Here is a 17,366-nt window from a genome sequence, read left to right as displayed (position 1 = left end):
AGGGCAGTGTGCCACGAATCCAGAGCAGTGCCCAAGAACGGGATCGGCGCTCCATAGCGAGAGCACCGCTCTTGTATTGGTGCATCGATCCGTGCACACTGTTCTCAAGCGAGAGCACCGCTCTCCCAAGACCTCCCGGAGGCAGTCATGAGCGCGTCCAACCCGTACTACGTCCAGGCCGGCCCGCTCGAGACCCGCTTCAACTCCCTGTTCGGGAAGCTGGCCCGGTTCGGCATCAGCCTGGCCGGCACGGCCGAGCTGTCGGTGCGCGGCCGCACCTCAGGCCAGATGCAGCGGATCCCGGTCAACCCGCACACGTACGAGGGCGAGCAGTACCTGGTGTCGGCGCGCGGCCACTCCCAGTGGGTCCGCAACATGCGCGTGGCCGGCGGCGGCGAGCTGCGCGTGGGCCGCAAGGTGCGCGCCTTTACGGTCACCGAGCTCACCGACCCGGTGGAGAAGGCCGCCGTGCTGCGCGCCTACCTGGAGAAGTGGGGCTGGGAGGTCAACCGGTTCTTCCAGGGCATCACGGCACAGTCCTCCGACGCCGAGCTCCAGGCGGCTGCCGCTGACCACCCGGTCTTCCGCATCACGGTCTCCCGCTGACGGGGTCCCGGCCGCGCCGCCACCGGCCCGCCCCGCTCGGGCCCCCCGGCCAGCCACGGCCCGCTCCGCCCCAGCCCGACACCCCCCCCGCGCGCAGCACGCACCGCCGCACCCGCACCCGCACCCGCACCCGCACCCGCACCCGATGCAGGCCCGCAGCCCGCGCCCGCACAACACAGCGGCGGCCTTGCCGGCACCCCGGGACAAGACCGCCACCGCCCACTGCCGACCGGCCCGTGAGAGGGCCCAAGGGGCCCGGGGCCCGGCCGGACCGGGCCGGATCCCTCAGGCCTGCTCCGGCTCCTGTTCCCGGCCCTGGCCCTGGCCCTGCTCCGGCTCCTGGGTCCGGTTGCGCGCCGCCCTGCCGTCGAGGATGTGCAGCGCCTTGCGCGCCAGCGGGTACGTCCGCACCAGGTCGGGCAGCGTCGTCGCGCCCCGGGTGATGCGTGCGAAGGCCCGCCATGCCGGGCGGAAACCGGTCATCGCCGCGTGCAGCAGCCCCGGCTTGGCCTCGAAGGCGGTCAGCATCCGCTTGCCGACGCTCATCTCGACGCCCAGTCCGGCCTTGATCGCGAACGCGTAGTTGAGGGCCTGGCGGCGCGCGTCCACCGCGTCCTGTGCCTCGGAGATCTTCACGGCCCACTCGCCGGCCAGCCGCCCCGAGCGCAGCGCGAAGGAGATGCCCTCCCGGGTCCACGGCTCCAGCAGTCCGGCGGCGTCGCCCGCGACCAGGACCCGGCCGCGGGACAGCGGCGAATCGGGCTTGCGGCAGCGGGTGAGGTGACCGGAGGAGACGGAGGGTTCGAAGCCGGCGAGTCCGAGGCGGGCGATGAAGTCCTCCAGGTACTGCTTGGTCGCGGCGCCGTCGCCCTTCGCCGAGATGACCCCGACGGTGAGGGTGTCGCCCTTGGGGAAGACCCACCCGTAACTGCCGGGCAGCGGGCCCCAGTCGAGGAGCACCCGTCCCTTCCAGTCCGCGGCGACCGTCTCGGGGACCGGGATCTCCGCCTCCAGGCCGAGGTCCACCTGGTCCATCTCGACCCCGACGTGCGCACCGATCCGGCTCGCGCTGCCGTCCGCGCCGACCACCGCGCGCGCCAGGACGGTCTCCCCGTCGGCGAGGACCACGGCGACGGTGCGCCGGTCGGGCACCGCCGCCCCGTGCTGCTCGACCCGCGCGACGGCGGTGCCCGTACGGACGGTGGCCCCGGCCTTCTCGGCCTCGGCGACCAGCCCGGCGTCGAACTCCGGCCGGTTGATGAGGCCGAACAGCATCTGGCGCGAACGGCGGGTCCGGGTCAGCTTTCCGTTCAGCGAGAAGGTGACCGCGTGGATGCGGTCCTTGAGCGGGAGCACGAAACCGGGCGGGAGGGCGTCGCGCGAAGGGCCGATGATCCCGCCACCGCAGGTCTTGTACCGGGGCAGCTGGGCCTTCTCCAGCAGCAGCACGCGCCGCCCCGCCGTGGCCGCCGCGAACGCGGCCGAGGAACCGGCCGGCCCGGCTCCGACCACGACCACGTCCCACACCTCGCCGGTTCCCCCGGCGTCTGCGGCCATCCCGTCCCCCGCCTTCCGAGCGGCTTGTCCTGCTGCTGAGTCGGGTCCCCCGACGGTGCTGTCGTCGCTGCTCACGATGTGCTGCTGCTCCTGATCATGCCGTTGCTCCGATGCAGGGAAATCCTACGGCGCGAGTCCGGCCCGTCCTGCTGTGCGAGGATCGGGTCTGTCTTTCGCCGTACCCGGCATACGCCCACCACGTGGATGCGGGCGGCTACGTCTGTACAACGTCGCACCCAAGAGGAGCGTGCCCATGTCCCAGAATCCGATCGCCGAGACCGTCGCCTCGCTGATGCCCCGCGCCAAGCAGGAGCTGGGCGAGCTGGTGGCCTTCCAGTCGGTGGCGGACTGGGCGCAGTTCCCGAAGAGCGAGAGCGAGGGCGCGGCCAACTGGGTCGCCGACGCTCTGCGCGCCGAGGGCTTCCAGAACGTGTCCCTCCTCGACACCCCCGACGGCACCCAGTCGGTGTACGGCTTCCTGCCCGGTCCCGAGGGTGCGCCGACCGTCCTTCTGTACGCGCACTACGACGTGCAGCCGCCGCTGGACGACGCCGCCTGGATCTCGCCGGCCTTCGAGCTGACCGAGCGAGACGGCCGCTGGTACGGCCGCGGCGCCGCGGACTGCAAGGGCGGGTTCATCATGCACCTGCTGGCTCTGCGCGCGCTGAAGGCCAACGGCGGTGTGCCGGTGAGCGTGAAGGTGATCGTGGAGGGCTCGGAGGAGCAGGGCACGGGCGGCCTCCAGCAGTACGCCGAGGCGCACCCGGAGCTGCTGACCGCCGACACCATCGTCATCGGCGACGCGGGGAACTTCCGGCTGGGCCTGCCGACGGTGACGGCGACCCTGCGCGGTATGACCCTGATCAAGGTGAAGATCGACACCCTCGGCGGCAACCTGCACTCCGGCATGTTCGGCGGGGTCGCCCCCGACGCGCTGGCCGCACTGATCCGGCTGCTGGACTCGCTGCGCTCGGCCGACGGTTCGACCACGGTGGACGGTCTGGCCGCGGACGCCGTCTGGGAGGGTCTGCAGTACCCGGAGGCGGACTTCCGTGCCGACGCGAAGGTGCTGGACGGGGTCGAGCTGATCGGCGAGGGCACGATCGCGGACCGGCTGTGGGCCCGCCCGGCCGTCACGGTGCTCGGCATCGACTGCCCGCCGGTGGTCGGCGCCACCCCCTCGGTGCACGCGAGCGCCGGCGCGCTGATCAGCCTGCGCGTGCCGCCGGGCGTGGACACGGCCGAGGCGATCAAGCTGCTGGAGGCGCACCTGGTGGCGCACACCCCGTGGCGGGCGCGCCTCGAACTGGAGGTCGTGGGCCAGGGCCAGCCGTTCCAGGCGGACACGGGCAGCCCGGCGTACGCGTCGATGGCGGCGGCCATGCAGGTGGCGTACCCGGGCCAGGAGATGCAGGTCAGCGGCATGGGCGGATCGATTCCGCTGTGCAACACGCTGACTTCGCTGTACCCGGAGGCGGAGATGCTGCTGATCGGGCTCAGCGAGCCGGAGGCGCAGATCCACGCGGTGAACGAGAGCGTCTCCCCGGAGGAGCTGGAGCGCCTGTCGGTCGCGGAGGCCCTCTTCCTCGTCAACTACGCGGAGTCCAAGCGCGGCTGACCTGCCCGGCCTACGCTCCCCGACTGCGCTACGGGCGAACTCCGCTCCCGGTGAAAGCCGCGCCGGGAGCGGAGTCTGCGGACGTACGTTCGGGGCATGGAACTCGTCGAAGTGCTCCCCCAGCGGCTCCACATGCTCCGCTTCCCGATCGGCCAGGCCTACCTGTGGCAGGACGGGGAGGCCCTGACGCTGATCGACGCCGGTCACGCCGGGTCCGCGGCGCTGGTCGAGGAGGCCGTCCGCTCGCTCGGGCTGGACGCGCGGCGGTTGGAGCGGATCGTGTTGACCCACTGCCACCGCGACCACGTCGGCGCGGCGGAGGAACTCGCCGGGCGGTGGGGCGCGCAGGTGGTGGCGCACCGGCTGGACGCTCCGGTGGTCCGGGGCGAGCTTCCCGTACCGGAGCCGGTCCTGCTCGACTGGGAAATCCCGCTGTACGAACACGGCCTGACGGTGCCTCCCGCGCCGCCGACGCGAGTCGACCGCGAGGTCGAGGACGGGGAGGTGCTGCCGTTCGGCGACGGGGCGGTGGTGGTCCACGCCCCGGGCCACACGGCAGGCAGCATCGGCATCCACCTGCCGCGCCACGGCGTGCTGTTCACGGGCGACTGCATCGCGGGGGTGGGCCGGGTGATGCAGGGCGTGTTCAACGTGGACGGGGCGCAGGCCCGGGCCTCGTTCCGGCGCCTCGCGGCGCTGGCCCCGTCGGTGGCCTGCTTCGGCCACGGCGACCCGCTGACGCAGGACGCGGCGGCCGCACTCATGGCGGCCGCGGCGTCCGAGCCGTCCCTCTCGTAACCGCTGCCGTCCGCCCGGGGCGGGGCCGGGCTACGGCGTGGGGCGGCCCGCCTCCAGGTACAGCGGGCGGCCGCGCTCGCGGGCCCGCAGCGCCCAGCGCAGCCGCTCGTACCGGACGGCGGGCAGCAGTCCCGCCGCCTCCTCCTCCGTCACGAACCGCCAGGCCCGTAGCTCCGGCCCCGGCAGCCGGAGCCGGGCCGCGGCGGCGGCCGGGAGGCGGCCCCCGTCGAACAGCAGCCGCAGCCCTCCGTACGCGGGCGGCACCGGCGGTTCCCAGTCGACGACCAGCAGTTCGGGTACGGCGTCCAGGGTCAGGCCCAGTTCCTCCGCGACCTCCCGGACGCCCGCGGACCCGGGCGCCTCGCCCGCTTCGACGACCCCGCCGGGGAACTCCCAGCCCGGTTTGTACGTCGGGTCGACCAGCAGCACCCGGTCCTCGTCGTCGAAGAGCAGCACCCCCGCCGCGACGGTCTCGCGCGTCGGCTCCGGTGTCTGCACGATGTCGCAGACACCGGCCGCGTCGGTGCGTACGGCCTCGGCGATCCGCTCCGCCGTCTCCCGTACGCTCAGGGCCCCGTTGTCGATGACGTGGGCGTCCGCAGCGAGCCAGCCGGCCAGCGCCTGCTGGTACGCGGGAATGTGGTCGTACGCCCACTGCCGCACCCGCACGTCCACGTCAGCCGGGTCCCCCGGTTCCTCCCGCGTCGCGATCCGTTCCCGCAGGATCGTTTCCTCTGGAGCGAGCAGCACGTGCCGCACCGGGATCCGGCGCGCCGCCAGCCCGCCGAAGATCTCGTCCCGGTACTCCTGCCGCAGCAGCGTCATCGGCACCACCAGCACCCCGCCCAGCTCCGCGAGCATCGCGGCGGCCGTGTCCACCACCAGGCGCCGCCAGCTCGGCAGGTCCTGGTAGTCGGAGACCTCCGCGAGGCGTTTGCGCGGCAGCAGTTGGCGGAGTGAGTCGCCCACGAGCTCCGGGTCGTACAGGGTGCTGTCCGGCAGGATCCCGGTCAGTTCGCGAGCCGTGCTGGTCTTCCCGGCGCTGAATGTGCCGTTGATCCAGACAATCACGTCTACCCCTCTCCCATGGCTCGTCCGGAGCCCCCAGTGGCTTGCCCGCATCACCCTGCCATGGAAACCCGCTCATCGGCCCAGTGCTTATCCTCGAGGTCAGAGCCGTACCCGCCCGTGCCCGCCACCTCCGGAGGTTTCCATCCCGTGCCACAGACCCGGCGCCCGTCCGACCCCCGCTACGGCAACCGGCCGACCATGAAGGACGTGGCGGCCCGTGCGGGTGTGGGCCTCAAGACGGTGTCACGGGTGGTGAACGGCGAAACGGGCGTCACCCCGGACACCGTACGGCGGGTCCAGGAGGCCATCGAGGCGCTCGGCTTCCGCCGCAACGACAGTGCGCGCGTGCTGCGCAAGGGCCGTACGGCCACCGTGGGGCTGGTCCTTGAGGACCTCGCGGACCCCTTCTACGGGCCGTTGAACCGGGCGGTCGAGGAAGTGGCCCGGGCCCACGGGGCGCTGCTCATCAACGGGTCCAGCGCCGAGGACCCGGACCGGGAGCGGGAGTTGGCGCTGGCGCTGTGCGCGCGCCGCGTGGACGGGCTCATCGTGATCCCGGCGGGGGACGACCACCGCTACCTGGAGCCGGAGATCCGGGCGGGTGTGGCGACGGTGTTCGTGGACCGCCCCGCGGGCCGGATCGACGCGGACGTGGTGCTGTCGGACAGCTTCGGCGGGGCCCGCGCCGGAGTGGCGCACCTGATCGCGGGGGGCCACCGCCGGATCGGGTTCATCGGTGACCACCCGCGCATCCACACGGCGACGGAGCGGCTGCGGGGCTACCGCGCGGCGATGGCGGACGCCGGCCTGCCGGTGGCGCAGCCGTGGCTCTCCCTCGGCTCGACCTCCCCGGAGCGCGTCCGGGAGGCGGCCCGGGCGATGCTGACGGGCCCCGACGCCGTCACGGCGGTCTTCGCGGGGAACAACCGGGTGACGGTGACGGTGGTACGGGTCCTGGCCGAGCACCCTCTGCCGGTGGCCCTGGTCGGCTTCGACGACTTCGAGCTGGCCGACCTGCTGCGGCCCGGGGTGACGGTGGTCGCCCAGGACGCGGCGGCCCTGGGCCGGGTGGCCACGGACCGCCTCTTCCAACGGCTCGCGGGCGCCTCCCTCGCCCCGGCCCGGATCGAACTGCCGACCCGCCTGATCCCCCGCGGCTCGGGCGAACTCCCCCCGGCCGGCTGAGACCCGGCGGGCCGGAGCCCGCCGTCCGGGCCCGGTCGGGTCAGCGGATCAGCGGGTCAGCCCCCGCGGGGCGGGCACGGCCCCGCCGGCGGCGGTGAGCCCGGCGAGGACGGACCGGGCGACGGGGACGCCCCGCATGGCCCCACGCCCGAACCGGCCCCGGAACGGCGCCCCGGGACCCTTCCAGAACCGACTCCCGGGCCGGCATCCGGGCCGGCATCCGGGCCGGCCCCAGAATCGGCCCCGGAACGGCGCCCCGGGGCCCTTCCCCCGAACCGACGCCCGAACCGGCTCCGGGGCTGGCTCCCGGGCCGGGTACGGGCCGCTCCGCGTACGGCAGACGACCCGGCCTCCGGGCCGGTCGCCGGGCCCGGCAACCGGCTCGTCGGGCGCCTCGTCCGACCGGACACGGGAAGTGCTGCAGGACGCCGAGAGGCCCGGCGGGGGCACCCCGGCCGGGCCTGCTGTGCGGTGGTAGGGGTCAGGCGGTCGCGGTCAGGGTCGCCGAGCGGCGCGGGATCGCGAAGGCGTCCAGTTCGGCGCGGGTCAGGCCGGTCAGCGCGGTGACCTCGTCCGTGCCGACGGCGCCGCAGTCCAGACCGCGGACCAGGTAGCCGGCCAGCGCCTTGGCCGTGGCGGGCTCGTCCATGACATCACCCTCGATCTTGGCGACGTACGCCTTGAGGCGCGCGGCGGCGGCTTCGAGGCCCTCGCGGTAGAAGGTGAACACCGCCGCGTAGCGGGTCGGGAGGTGGGCCGGGTGCATGTCCCAGCCCTGGTAGTAGGCGCGGGCCAGGGCCCGGCGGGTGAGGCCGTAGTGCAGCTTCCAGGCCTCGTGGACCTGCTCGGTGGTGCCGACCGGCTTGACGTTGGTCGAGCCGTCGGAGACGCGTACGCCGGTGCCGGCGGCCGCGACCTGCATGATCGCCTTGGCGTGGTCGGCGGCCGGGTGGTCGCTGGACTGGTAGGCGGCGGAGACGCCGACGCAGGCGCTGTAGTCGAAGGTGCCGTAGTGCAGGCCGGTGGCGCGGCCCTTGGCGGCCTCGATCATCCGGGCGACGGTGGCGGTGCCGTCGGAGGCGAGGATCGACTGGCTGGTCTCGATCTGGATCTCGAAGCCGATCCGGCCCGGCCGCAGGCCGCGGGTGCTCTCGAAGGCCTCCAGCAGCTTCACGAAGGCGCTGACCTGCTCCGCGTACGTGACCTTGGGGAGGGTGAGGACCAGCCCGTCGGGCAGACCGCCGTGCTCGAGCAGCCCGGACAGGAAGACGTCGGTGGTGCGGATGCCGCGGTCGCGGACGTTGGACTCCATGCACTTCATGCGGATGCCCATGTACGGGGCGTTCGTGCCGTTGGCGAAGGCCTCGGATACGAGGCGGGCGGCGCGGGCGGCCGCCTGGTCCTCCTCCTCGTCGGAGCGGACGCCGAAGCCGTCCTCGAAGTCGACGCGGAGGTCCTCGACGGGCTCGCGCCGGAGCTTGGCGCGGACGCGGTCGTAGACGGGTCCGGCGAGCTCGTCGGAGATGCCGAGGACCTTGGCGAAGGTGGCGGCGTCCGGGGCGTGCTCGTCGAGGGCCGCGAGGGCCTGGTCGCCCCAGGAGCGGATGGTGTCGGCGGCGAAGACGTCGCCGGGGACGTAGACCGTGTGGATCGGCTGACGGGTGCCGGGGTCGCCCGGGTAGTGGCGCGCGAGCTCCGCGTCCACCGGGGCGAGGGAGGCGCTGATGCCCTCGCTGACCGCGCCTGCGAGGCTCGTCGCCACCTTCTCCTGCTGACCCATCGTGCACTCTCCTCTTTTTCCGCTTCACGGAAGCTTAGATCCGCATAGCAGAATTTAGTGAGGGGGCTTTGTCTAGTCAATGGTTGCAGGAAACAGCTCGGGGCCGCGTGGTGGGTGTCACCACGCGGCCCCGAGTCACAGCATCGACGCAGGTCAGCCCTTGCGGGCCTGGATCTCCTCGGTCAGCTGCGGGACGACCGCGAAGAGGTCGCCGACCACGCCGTAGTCGACGAGGTCGAAGATCGGGGCCTCGGCGTCCTTGTTGATGGCCACGATGGTCTTCGAGGTCTGCATGCCGGCGCGGTGCTGGATCGCGCCCGAGATGCCGGAGGCGATGTACAGCTGCGGGGAGACCGACTTGCCGGTCTGGCCGACCTGGTTGGTGTGCGGGTACCAGCCGGCGTCGACGGCGGCGCGCGAGGCACCGACGGCCGCACCGAGGGAGTCCGCGAGGGCCTCGATGATGCCGAAGTTCTCGGCGCCGTTGACGCCGCGGCCGCCGGAGACCACGATCGCGGCCTCGGTCAGCTCGGGGCGGCCGGTCGACTCGCGCGGGGTGCGGGAGACGACCTTGGTGCCGGTGGCCAGGGCGCCGAAGGTGACGGCGAGCGCCTCGACGGTACCGGCGGCCGGGGCGGCCTCGACCGGAGCCGAGTTCGGCTTGACGGTGATGACCGGGGTGCCCTTGGAGACACGGGACTTGGTGGTGAAGGACGCGGCGAACGCGGACTGCGTCGCGACCGGACCCTCGTCACCCGCCTCCAGGTCGACGGCGTCGGTGATGATGCCGGAGCCGATGCGGACGGCCAGGCGGGCGGCGATCTCCTTGCCCTCGGCGGAGGACGGGACGAGCACGGCGGCCGGGGAAACGGCCTCGTACGCGGCCTGGAGCGCGTCCACCTTCGGTACGACGAGGTACTCGGCGAACTCGGGGGCGTCGGCGGTGAGGACCTTGACGGCGCCGTGCTCGGCGAGCACGGCGGCGGTGGCCTCGGCACCGGCGCCGAGGGCGACGGCGACGGGCTCGCCGACGCGGCGGGCCAGCGTCAGCAGCTCGAGGGTGGGCTTGCGGACGGCGCCGTCCACGTGGTCGACGTAGACGAGAACTTCAGCCATGGGACTGCTCTCCTGCGATTGCGAAGTATCTGGGGGCTAACAGGGGTGACCGAAGTCCTTAGATGAACTTCTGGCCGGCCAGGAACTCGGCCAGCTGCTTGCCGCCCTCGCCCTCGTCCTTGACGATCGTGCCGGCGGTGCGGGCCGGGCGCTGCGCCGCGGAGTCGACCGCGGTCCAGGAGCCCTCGAGGCCGACCTCGTCCGCCTCGATCTCCAGCTCCTCCAGGTCCCAGGACTCCACCGGCTTCTTCTTGGCGGCCATGATGCCCTTGAAGGAGGGGTAGCGGGCCTCGCCCGACTGGTCCGTCACGGAGACGAGCGCCGGGAGGGAGGCCTCCAGCTGCTCGCTCGCGGAGTCGCCGTCGCGGCGGCCCGTGACGGTGCCGTCCTCGACCTTGACCTCGGAGAGCAGGGTGACCTGCGGGACGCCCAGGCGCTCGGCCAGGATCGCCGGGAGCACGCCCATGGTGCCGTCGGTCGAGGCCATGCCGGTGATGACCAGGTCGTAGCCGGCCTTCTCGATCGCCTTGGCGAGCACCAGCGAGGTGCCCATGACGTCGGTGCCGTGCAGATCGTCGTCCTCGACGTGGATGGCCTTGTCGGCACCCATGGACAGCGCCTTGCGCAGCGCGTCCTTGGCGTCCTCGGGACCCACCGTCAGGACGGTGATCTCGGCGTCGTCGGCGTCTTCGGCGATCTGCAGCGCCTGCTCGACGGCGTACTCGTCGAGCTCCGACAGCAGACCGTCGACGTCGTCGCGGTCGACCGTCAGGTCATCGGCGAAGTGCCGGTCGCCGGTGGCGTCGGGCACGTACTTCACACAGACAACGATCCTCAGGCTCACGCCGGCTCTCCTACCGCATCGTCTTTTTTCTGATACCGCCTTGTGCAGGCAGCATAGGCGCCTTGTCGGGCGGATCCCGGTCGGGGCGGCCCGCGCTCCGAAGGGAATGTTACTCGTCAGTACACCGTGGGTCCTCCACGGTTGCAAGGCCGCTGAACTGTGATCTGTCCAACGCCGCCCGAACCCGCCCCAGCAGGGACGATTCAGTCGCGCAACGCGTTGAAGCGACCCTGGTGGTAAAGCAGCGGCCGGCCCTCGCCGGCCGGGTCCCCGACCACGGCCTCCGCGATGATCACCCGGTGCTCCCCGGCGGGCACCCGCGCCACCACGCGGCACACCAGCCACGCCAGTACGCCGTCGAGCACCGGGACGTCGTACGGGCCCGGCGCCCACGGGGTGCCGGGCCCGAACCGGTCGGCTCCACTGCGGGCGAACAGGCCCGCGAGGTCCTTCTGGTGCTCGCCGAGTATGTGGACGCCGAGGTGCTCGGAGTCGCGTATCGCGGCCCAGCTGGAGGCACCGGTGGCGATGGTGAAGGACAGCAGCGGGGGGTCGGCGGACACCGAGTTCAGGGAGGTCGCGGTGAACCCGACGGGCCGCCCGCCGTCCTCGGCGGTGATCACGGCCACTCCGGCGGCATGCCGCCGGAAGGCCGAACGGAGCAGGTCGGGCGAGCCGGGCTGGCCGGAGGCGGATCGTACGGACGGGGCCGAGGGGGCCGTGGTCACCGGCGGGGCTGTCATCGGGGGGCTTCCTTCTGCCGCGGGGGCGGCGGGCACGGGCGCGGTCGGATCGGGTCGGGGGCCGGGGTCGCTCAGTGGCTCCGACAACGCGCGCTCGCGTAGCGGACGAGGTCCACGTGGACCCGCCCGTAAAGCAGGAGTTCATACCGCATGCCGCCAGCCTGGCGATCTCCCGTGTACACAGTCAAGCCGCATCGGGCAGATGCGAGGCGCGTCACCCTGCGTGCGGGCGCGTGTACCGGCGTGCCCGTCATATCGCGGCACCCAGCGCGGCGATCACATCGGCCTTACGCGGCATTCCCGCGGCCCGCCGGACGATCCGCCCGCCGGCGTCCAGGACGAGCACGGTCGGGGTCTTCTCGATGCCCAGGGCCCGCACCAGCTCGAGACGGGCTTCAGCGTCGATCTCGATGTGCTCGACGCCCTCGACCAGAGCCGCGACCTCGGCGAGGATCCGCCGGGTGGCCCGGCACGGCTGGCAGAACGCGCTGGAGAACTGCACCAGGCTGGCCCGCTCGCCGGGCTCAGCGCCCAGTTCCGCCGCGCCGAGCCGTACGCCGGGCCGGGGCCCGTCCGGCCCCGCCGCGCCCGCTCCGCGCCCGTCCTCGTCCCCGCGCACCCCTGCTCCCGTCACCGCTGCCCGTCCGCCGGATCGAGGCGGCCGTCCGCCGCCGCCCCCGTGGACCTCGTCCCTCATCATTGAGTACGTTCGTACGGTGATCCGAGCGCCCCGGACGCGCGCCGCATTCCCGGCGTGACGAGAATCTCGCCGGGCATGGTCGTCTGGGCTGGCCACCAGCCCTCGTTTGGGGCACGATCCCCAAGGGCCGCGTACCTACGCTGCCGTAACTTCCGGCCGGGAGTACCTCCCCAGGCAGAAAGCGGGGTCTCCCCCTCATGGCTGAGCTCGTCTACCCTCCGGTGATCGGCGCCGCCCACACCCTTTTCCGGGCGCTGGACATCCGCATCGACATGAAGGGCACGGAGAACATCCCGCGCAAGGGCGGGGCGGTCCTCGTGTCGAACCACATCGGCTACCTCGACTTCATCTTCGCCGGCCTGACCGCGCGGCCGCAGAAGCGCCTGGTCCGCTTCATGGCGAAGGAGTCCGTGTTCCGGCACAAGGTGTCCGGCCCGCTGATGCGCGCGATGAAGCACATCCCGGTGGACCGCCAGCAGGGTGAGACGGCCTACCAGCACGCCCTCGACTCGCTGCGCGCCGGCGAGATCATCGGCGTGTTCCCGGAGGCGACGATCTCGCAGTCGTTCACCCTCAAGAGCTTCAAGTCGGGTGCCGCGCGCATGGCCCAGGAGGCCGGCGTCCCGCTGATCCCGGTGGCCCTGTGGGGCACGCAGCGCCTGTGGACCAAGGGCCGCCCGAAGAACCTCAAGCGCAGCCACATCCCCGTGACCATGCGGGTCGGCGAGCCCATCGAGGCGCCGACCGACCAGTACGCCGGGGCGATCACCCGCCGCCTGCGCGCGCGGGTGCAGGAGCTGCTGGAGGCGGCGCAGCGCGCCTACCCGGCCGCCCCCAAGGGCCCCGAGGACTCCTGGTGGCTGCCGGCACACCTGGGCGGCACCGCGCCGACGGCGGCCGAGGTCAAGGAAGCGGGCTGATCCGGTACCACCGGGTCGGGTGATCGTGCGGGCCCGCAGGTTCACGACAGGGCCTAGCGCCGTTCGGCGCCCGCAGCCCCCTCGGCCCGCTTGCGCCGGCGGTGCGCGGCGACCCGCGCGCGCGTGGCGCAGGCCCGGGAGCAGTGGCGGCGGGCGCTGCCGGGCCCGGTGCCGAGGAAGAAGCGCCCGCACCCCTCGGCGGCGCAGGCGCCCCAGGCGATCCGCCCGTACTCGGTGAGCAGCCGGGAGAGTTCCAGCGCCCCGGACGCCAGGAACCACCCACCCCAGCCGGAGCTCTCGCCCCGGTCCACGTGCAGGTGCCAGGGGTGGCCGTCGTGCCGGGTCAGCCGGGGCGGGGCCGCGTACTGCGCGAACAGTGCGTTGAGGGCCTCGGCCGCACGGTCCTCGTCGGCCTCGGTGAGGACCGTGCCCATCCGCCGGGCGGCGGCGCGCAGTTCGGCCGCGGCCTCCTCGGTGAAGGTCTCCTCCGTCAGGTCTGCGGGCCGCTCCCCGTGCCGCGCGAGGAGCAGGGCGAGCTCGGTGCGCGGGAGTTCGGGGTCCGCGCGGACCGCCTCGGCGAGCTCGATCAGCCGGCGGCCCGTCGAGAACCCCTGCACGGAATCGGCCATCCCGGAATCCTTTCGCCCTACACCCATGCAACGGTAACGTCTTGCGTCGTCATCACGTTACGCGTCGCGAGGGGGGTTCCGGGGTGCACGGGTTCGGGCGGTACCTGGCAGCGGCACTGGCCGCACGGTTCGCGTCGGAGGGCATGAGCCTCGCGGTGGTCCTGCTGGCCCTGGAGCGCACGGGGAGCGCCGCGTACGGGGCGTTCGTCCTGACCGCCTGGCTCGCGCCGCACGTACTGGCGGCTCCCCTCGCCGGCGCGGCCGCGGCCAGGACCCGCCGGCCAAGGCTGTTCCACGTGGCGGCGCTGGCCGGGTTCACCTGTGCGGTGGCGGCGCTGTCCCTGCTGCTCGGCCGGGCCCCGGCGCCGCTGGTCCTCGCGGTGGCCCTGCTCGGCGGCAGCTGCGGGCCGATGGTGACGGGCGGGATGTCCAGCCTGGTCGCAGGCCTGGTCCCGGCGGGCGCCGGGCGCGACCGGGCGTACGCGTGGGACGCCTCCACCTACAACGCCGCGGCGGTCACCGCCCCGGCGGTGGTGGGCCTGGCCGTCGCGCTGGGTTCGGCCGCACCCGCGATGGCGGTGCTCGCGCTGGCCGGCGCGCTCGCGACGCTCCTGGCCGCGACCCTCCCGTACGGAACCCGGCGGCCGGACCCGGTGGGGCCCGCCGGGAGCGGTCCGGGTGCTCCTGCGGGTCTGGGCGCCGGGCTGGCGGCCCTGTGGCGGGTCCGGGAACTGCGGGCGATCACCTCGGCCACGACGCTGGCGTTCGTCGGCATCGGCACGCTCACCACCACCTCGGTGCTGCTGGCGTCCCGGCTCGGCAGCCCGGGCGGCGGGGGCTGGCTGATGACGGCGTTCGCGGTGGGCGCGCTGGCTGGCTCCCTGACGCTGGGCCGGATCACGTCCGTGGAGCCGGGGCGGCTGGCGCGCCGGGCCATGGCGGGGACCGGGCTGGCCCTGGCGGCGGCCGCGTTCGCCCCGTCCGTCGCCTCCGCGGCGGTGCTCTTCGCGGCTGCCGGGGTCTGCGACGGGCCGCTGCTGACGGCCACGCTCCGGATCCGCTCGGAGTACGCCCCCGACGCCGTACGGACCCAGGTGTTCACCCTCGGGGCGGGGCTCAAGCTGACCGCCGCGTCGGTCGGCGCCGCCCTCGTGGGCCTTGCGGCCGACGCGCCGCCGCAGGCACTGCTGGCCGCGATCTCCGCACTGATCCTCGCGGCGGCCGCGCTGCACGCGGTGGTGGCTCGCCCGGGTGCTGCGCCGGCCGGCACGGCGGCTACAGGGCCGTCGGCAGGTTCCGCCACAGCTCCTGCCGGTCGGCGGACTCCCTGAGGGCCGCCAGCGCGGCCGGGTGCGGGGCGGCGTACAGCCCGGGGTAGTCGGCCTCGCCCAGCTCGGGGCGTACGGGGAAGGCGAGTTGCTCGGCGCCCAGGCTGAACTGGGCGTCCACGCCGGGCTTGTTGCCGCGGGGGTCCTGGCGGGCCCAGTGCGCGGTGCCGGGCAGCAGCAGGGCGATCAGGCCGTGAACGGCGGGGTGGGAGCCGTCGTCGTCGGCGAGCCGCTGGTAGCAGAGCCCCGCCGGGATGCCGCGGGCCCGCAGCAGGGCGACCAGCGCGTGGGACTTGGCGTAGCAGATGCCGTTGCGGGTGCCCAGCACGTCGGAGGCGCGCCAGGAGACGCGCGGGTCTCCGGAGTCGGCGGAGTGCGCAATGGTGTCGCGGACGAACTCGAAGGCGACCTTGGCGTATGCATATGCATCGCCGGTGGCGGTCCAGAGGATGTCGGCGGTTTCCCGTACGAGCGGGTGGCCGTGGTCGATGACCTCATCTGCCGCCATGTAGGCATGAATATCCGGGCTTTGCGGGATCAGCTGCATGGCGCGGAGCATAGGCATACCCCCGACCACAGATCAATGGATTTGCGGTCGGGGGTATATCTATTCAGTTGGAGGCGGTGTCGAAGCGGAGGTGGCGCCTCAGCGGGCCATCTCCTCCTTCAACGCCTGGAGGAAGCCGTCCACATCCTCCTCCTGGGTGTCGAAGCCGCACATCCAGCGCACGTGGCCGGCGACCTCGTCCCAGAAGTAGAAGCGGTAACGCTTCTGCAGCCGCCGCGACACCTCGTGCGGCAGCTTCGCGAAGACCGCGTTGGCCTGCACCGGGTAGAGGATCTCCACCCCGTCGGTCTCGCGCACGCCCGCCGCGAGCCGCTGCGCCATCGCGTTGGCGTGCTGTGCGTTGCGCAGCCACAGGTCCTTGGCGAGCAGCGCCTCCAGCTGCACGGACACGAACCGCATCTTGGACGCGAGCTGCATCGACATCTTGCGGATGTGCTTCATCTGCCGGACCGCGTCCGGGTTGACGACCACCACGGCCTCGCCGAACATCATGCCGTTCTTGGTGCCGCCGTACGACAGCACGTCCACGCCCACGGTGTTGGTGAACGTGCGCATCGGCACGTCGAGCGAGGCCGCGGCGTTGGCTATCCGGGCCCCGTCGAGGTGGACCTTCATGCCGTGGCCGTGCGCGTGCTCGCAGATCGCCCGGATCTCGTCCGGCGTGTAGACCGTGCCGAGCTCCGTGTTCTGGGTGATCGAGACGACCTGCGGCATCGCGCGGTGCTCGTCCTCCCAGCCCCAGGCCTGCCGGTCGATGAGCTCGGGGGTGAGCTTGCCGTCCGGGGTGGGGACGGTGAGCAGCTTGAGCCCGGCCATCCGCTCGGGTGCGCCGCCCTCGTCGACGTTGATGTGCGCCGTCTCGGCACAGATCACCGCGCCCCAGCGGTCCGTCAGGGCCTGGAGGGCCGTGACGTTCGCGCCGGTGCCGTTGAAGACCGGGAAGGCCTCCGCGTACGGACCGAAGTGGCTGCGGATGATCTTCTGCAGGTTCTCGGTGTACTCGTCCTCGCCGTAGGCGACCTGGTGGCCGCCGTTGGCCAGGGCGATGGCCTCCAGGATCTCTGGATGGACCCCCGCGTAGTTGTCGCTCGCGAATCCGCGCACCGCCGGATCGTGGTGGCGGCGGGCATCGGTTTTCACGGTTGCGGAGTGAGCCACAGACGCTGTCCGTTCACATCGATGGCGGGCCGCTCCCACACGCCGGCGATGGCCTCGGCCAGCTCCTTGACGTCGGTGAAGCCCGCGAACTTCGCATTGGGGCGCTCGGCGCGCATGGCGTCGTGCACCAGTGCCTTGATCACCAGGATCGCAGCCGCGGCGCCGGGGCCCTCCTCGCCCCCCGCCTTGCGGAAGGAGTCGGCGAGGGAGAGCGTCCAGGCCTCGGCCGCCGCCTTGCCCGCGTTGTACGCGGCGTTGTTGGCGACCGGCTTGTGCGCGCCGGACTGGCTGACGAGCACGTAGCGTCCGCGGTCACTGCGCAGCAGGCCGTCGTGGAAGGCGAGCGACGTGTGCTGGACGGTGCGGATCAGCAGCTTCTCCAGGAAGTCCCAGTCCGCGAGGTCCACGTCGGTGAACGTCTTGCTGCCGCGCCAGCCGCCCACCAGGTGGACGAGCCCGTCGACGCGTCCGAACTCCTTCTCGGTCCGCTCGGCCCAGGCCTTGGTGGCCTCCAGGTCGAGCAGGTCCACGGTGTCACCGGTGACGGTGGCGCCGCCGTGGGCGTAGCGGGCCGCGTCCACGGACTCCGCGAGGCGCGCCGGGTCGGCGTCGGCGGCCACGACCACGGCACCGGCCTCGGCGAGGCGGAGCAGGGCGGCGCGGCCGGCGGGGCCACCTGCCCCGGCCACCGCGACGACGGCCCCGTGCAGCTTGCCGTTCCCGGACTTCGCATCGCTGTTCATCT

Annotated in this window: 18 protein-coding genes; 6 read left to right on the top strand and 12 right to left on the bottom strand. The window is 73.1% G+C overall.

Annotation, left to right across the window (positions count from 1 at the left end; genetic code table 11):
- The first annotated feature begins 147 nt into the window (after positions 1-147).
- Positions 148-606 (top strand): nitroreductase/quinone reductase family protein, encoded by a 459-nt coding sequence (locus ACIPK4_RS28220; RefSeq protein WP_376200419.1) that lies wholly within the window; start codon positions 148-150, stop codon positions 604-606.
- A 285-nt stretch (positions 607-891) separates the two neighbouring features.
- On the opposite strand, the gene ACIPK4_RS28215 is transcribed toward ACIPK4_RS28220, so the two are convergent.
- On the bottom strand, positions 892-2,163 hold the full coding sequence (locus tag ACIPK4_RS28215) for a geranylgeranyl reductase family protein (RefSeq protein WP_402317402.1): 1,272 nt from the start codon (positions 2,161-2,163) through the stop codon (positions 892-894).
- A 253-nt stretch (positions 2,164-2,416) separates the two neighbouring features.
- Here ACIPK4_RS28215 and ACIPK4_RS28210 point away from each other — a divergent pair, with 253 nt between their 5' ends.
- Positions 2,417-3,781, top strand: coding sequence for a dipeptidase (locus tag ACIPK4_RS28210; protein WP_402317399.1), 1,365 nt, complete (start codon positions 2,417-2,419; stop codon positions 3,779-3,781).
- A 96-nt stretch (positions 3,782-3,877) separates the two neighbouring features.
- On the top strand, positions 3,878-4,579 hold the full coding sequence (locus ACIPK4_RS28205; RefSeq protein ID WP_402317396.1) for an MBL fold metallo-hydrolase: 702 nt from the start codon (positions 3,878-3,880) through the stop codon (positions 4,577-4,579).
- Between the two features lie 30 nt (positions 4,580-4,609).
- Here the strand turns inward: ACIPK4_RS28205 and ACIPK4_RS28200 are convergent, their stop codons facing one another.
- Positions 4,610-5,701, bottom strand: a complete 1,092-nt coding sequence (locus ACIPK4_RS28200; protein WP_402317473.1) for an NUDIX domain-containing protein — start codon at positions 5,699-5,701, stop codon at positions 4,610-4,612.
- Between the two features lie 96 nt (positions 5,702-5,797).
- Between ACIPK4_RS28200 and ACIPK4_RS28195 the strand changes: the two genes are divergently transcribed.
- The gene (locus ACIPK4_RS28195; RefSeq protein ID WP_402317393.1) at positions 5,798-6,835 is read left to right on the top strand and encodes a LacI family DNA-binding transcriptional regulator; all 1,038 of its coding nucleotides are present in this window, start codon (positions 5,798-5,800) and stop codon (positions 6,833-6,835) included.
- 481 nt (positions 6,836-7,316) lie between these two features.
- Here ACIPK4_RS28195 and ACIPK4_RS28190 read toward each other — a convergent pair whose 3' ends face one another.
- The 6 genes from ACIPK4_RS28190 to ACIPK4_RS28165 form a co-directional block, all read right to left on the bottom strand.
- A complete protein-coding gene (locus tag ACIPK4_RS28190; protein WP_402317390.1) occupies positions 7,317-8,615 on the bottom strand; it encodes a DUF6986 family protein in 1,299 nt (432 codons plus the stop codon).
- 153 nt (positions 8,616-8,768) lie between these two features.
- Entirely contained in the window at positions 8,769-9,731 is a 963-nt protein-coding gene (locus tag ACIPK4_RS28185; protein ID WP_402317387.1) for an electron transfer flavoprotein subunit alpha/FixB family protein, read from the bottom strand.
- A gap of 58 nt (positions 9,732-9,789) precedes the next feature.
- Positions 9,790-10,575, bottom strand: a complete 786-nt coding sequence (locus ACIPK4_RS28180) for an electron transfer flavoprotein subunit beta/FixA family protein (protein WP_054226312.1) — start codon at positions 10,573-10,575, stop codon at positions 9,790-9,792.
- A gap of 203 nt (positions 10,576-10,778) precedes the next feature.
- Entirely contained in the window at positions 10,779-11,318 is a 540-nt protein-coding gene (locus ACIPK4_RS28175; RefSeq protein ID WP_402317384.1) for a flavin reductase family protein, read from the bottom strand.
- 71 nt (positions 11,319-11,389) lie between these two features.
- Positions 11,390-11,470, bottom strand: a complete 81-nt coding sequence (locus ACIPK4_RS28170; RefSeq protein ID WP_353962368.1) for a putative leader peptide — start codon at positions 11,468-11,470, stop codon at positions 11,390-11,392.
- A 98-nt stretch (positions 11,471-11,568) separates the two neighbouring features.
- Complete coding sequence (locus tag ACIPK4_RS28165; protein WP_054226313.1) at positions 11,569-11,937, bottom strand: thioredoxin family protein; 369 nt, start codon at positions 11,935-11,937, stop codon at positions 11,569-11,571.
- Positions 11,938-12,215: 278 nt separating this feature from the next.
- Here ACIPK4_RS28165 and ACIPK4_RS28160 point away from each other — a divergent pair, with 278 nt between their 5' ends.
- Complete coding sequence (locus ACIPK4_RS28160; RefSeq protein WP_402317381.1) at positions 12,216-12,938, top strand: lysophospholipid acyltransferase family protein; 723 nt, start codon at positions 12,216-12,218, stop codon at positions 12,936-12,938.
- Positions 12,939-12,991: 53 nt separating this feature from the next.
- On the opposite strand, the gene ACIPK4_RS28155 is transcribed toward ACIPK4_RS28160, so the two are convergent.
- Positions 12,992-13,567, bottom strand: coding sequence for a CGNR zinc finger domain-containing protein (locus ACIPK4_RS28155; RefSeq protein WP_402317378.1), 576 nt, complete (start codon positions 13,565-13,567; stop codon positions 12,992-12,994).
- An 83-nt stretch (positions 13,568-13,650) separates the two neighbouring features.
- Between ACIPK4_RS28155 and ACIPK4_RS28150 the strand changes: the two genes are divergently transcribed.
- On the top strand, positions 13,651-14,898 hold the full coding sequence (locus tag ACIPK4_RS28150; protein ID WP_402317376.1) for an MFS transporter: 1,248 nt from the start codon (positions 13,651-13,653) through the stop codon (positions 14,896-14,898).
- Here ACIPK4_RS28150 and ACIPK4_RS28145 read toward each other — a convergent pair.
- The 3 genes from ACIPK4_RS28145 to ACIPK4_RS28135 form a co-directional block, all read right to left on the bottom strand.
- Positions 14,843-15,442 carry a transglutaminase family protein gene (locus ACIPK4_RS28145; RefSeq protein ID WP_402317374.1) on the bottom strand — a complete coding sequence of 200 codons (600 nt, stop codon included), beginning with the start codon at positions 15,440-15,442 and terminating at the stop codon, positions 14,843-14,845. The genes ACIPK4_RS28150 and ACIPK4_RS28145 overlap by 56 nt on opposite strands.
- A 99-nt stretch (positions 15,443-15,541) precedes the next feature.
- On the bottom strand, positions 15,542-16,603 hold the full coding sequence (locus ACIPK4_RS28140; RefSeq protein ID WP_385183413.1) for a low specificity L-threonine aldolase: 1,062 nt from the start codon (positions 16,601-16,603) through the stop codon (positions 15,542-15,544).
- Positions 16,600-17,364: an SDR family NAD(P)-dependent oxidoreductase gene (locus ACIPK4_RS28135; protein ID WP_402317371.1), complete on the bottom strand. Its 765-nt coding sequence runs from the start codon at positions 17,362-17,364 to the stop codon at positions 16,600-16,602. The genes ACIPK4_RS28140 and ACIPK4_RS28135 overlap by 4 nt, the downstream gene beginning before the upstream one ends.
- Between the last annotated feature and the right edge of the window lie 2 nt (positions 17,365-17,366).

Origin of the sequence: Streptomyces sp. NPDC086989 (genome assembly GCF_044745505.1) — a bacterium.
Lineage (GTDB): Bacteria > Actinomycetota > Actinomycetes > Streptomycetales > Streptomycetaceae > Streptomyces.
The sequence above is the reverse complement of the archived record's forward strand: the minus strand, read 5'-3'. Positions and strand labels throughout refer to the sequence as shown.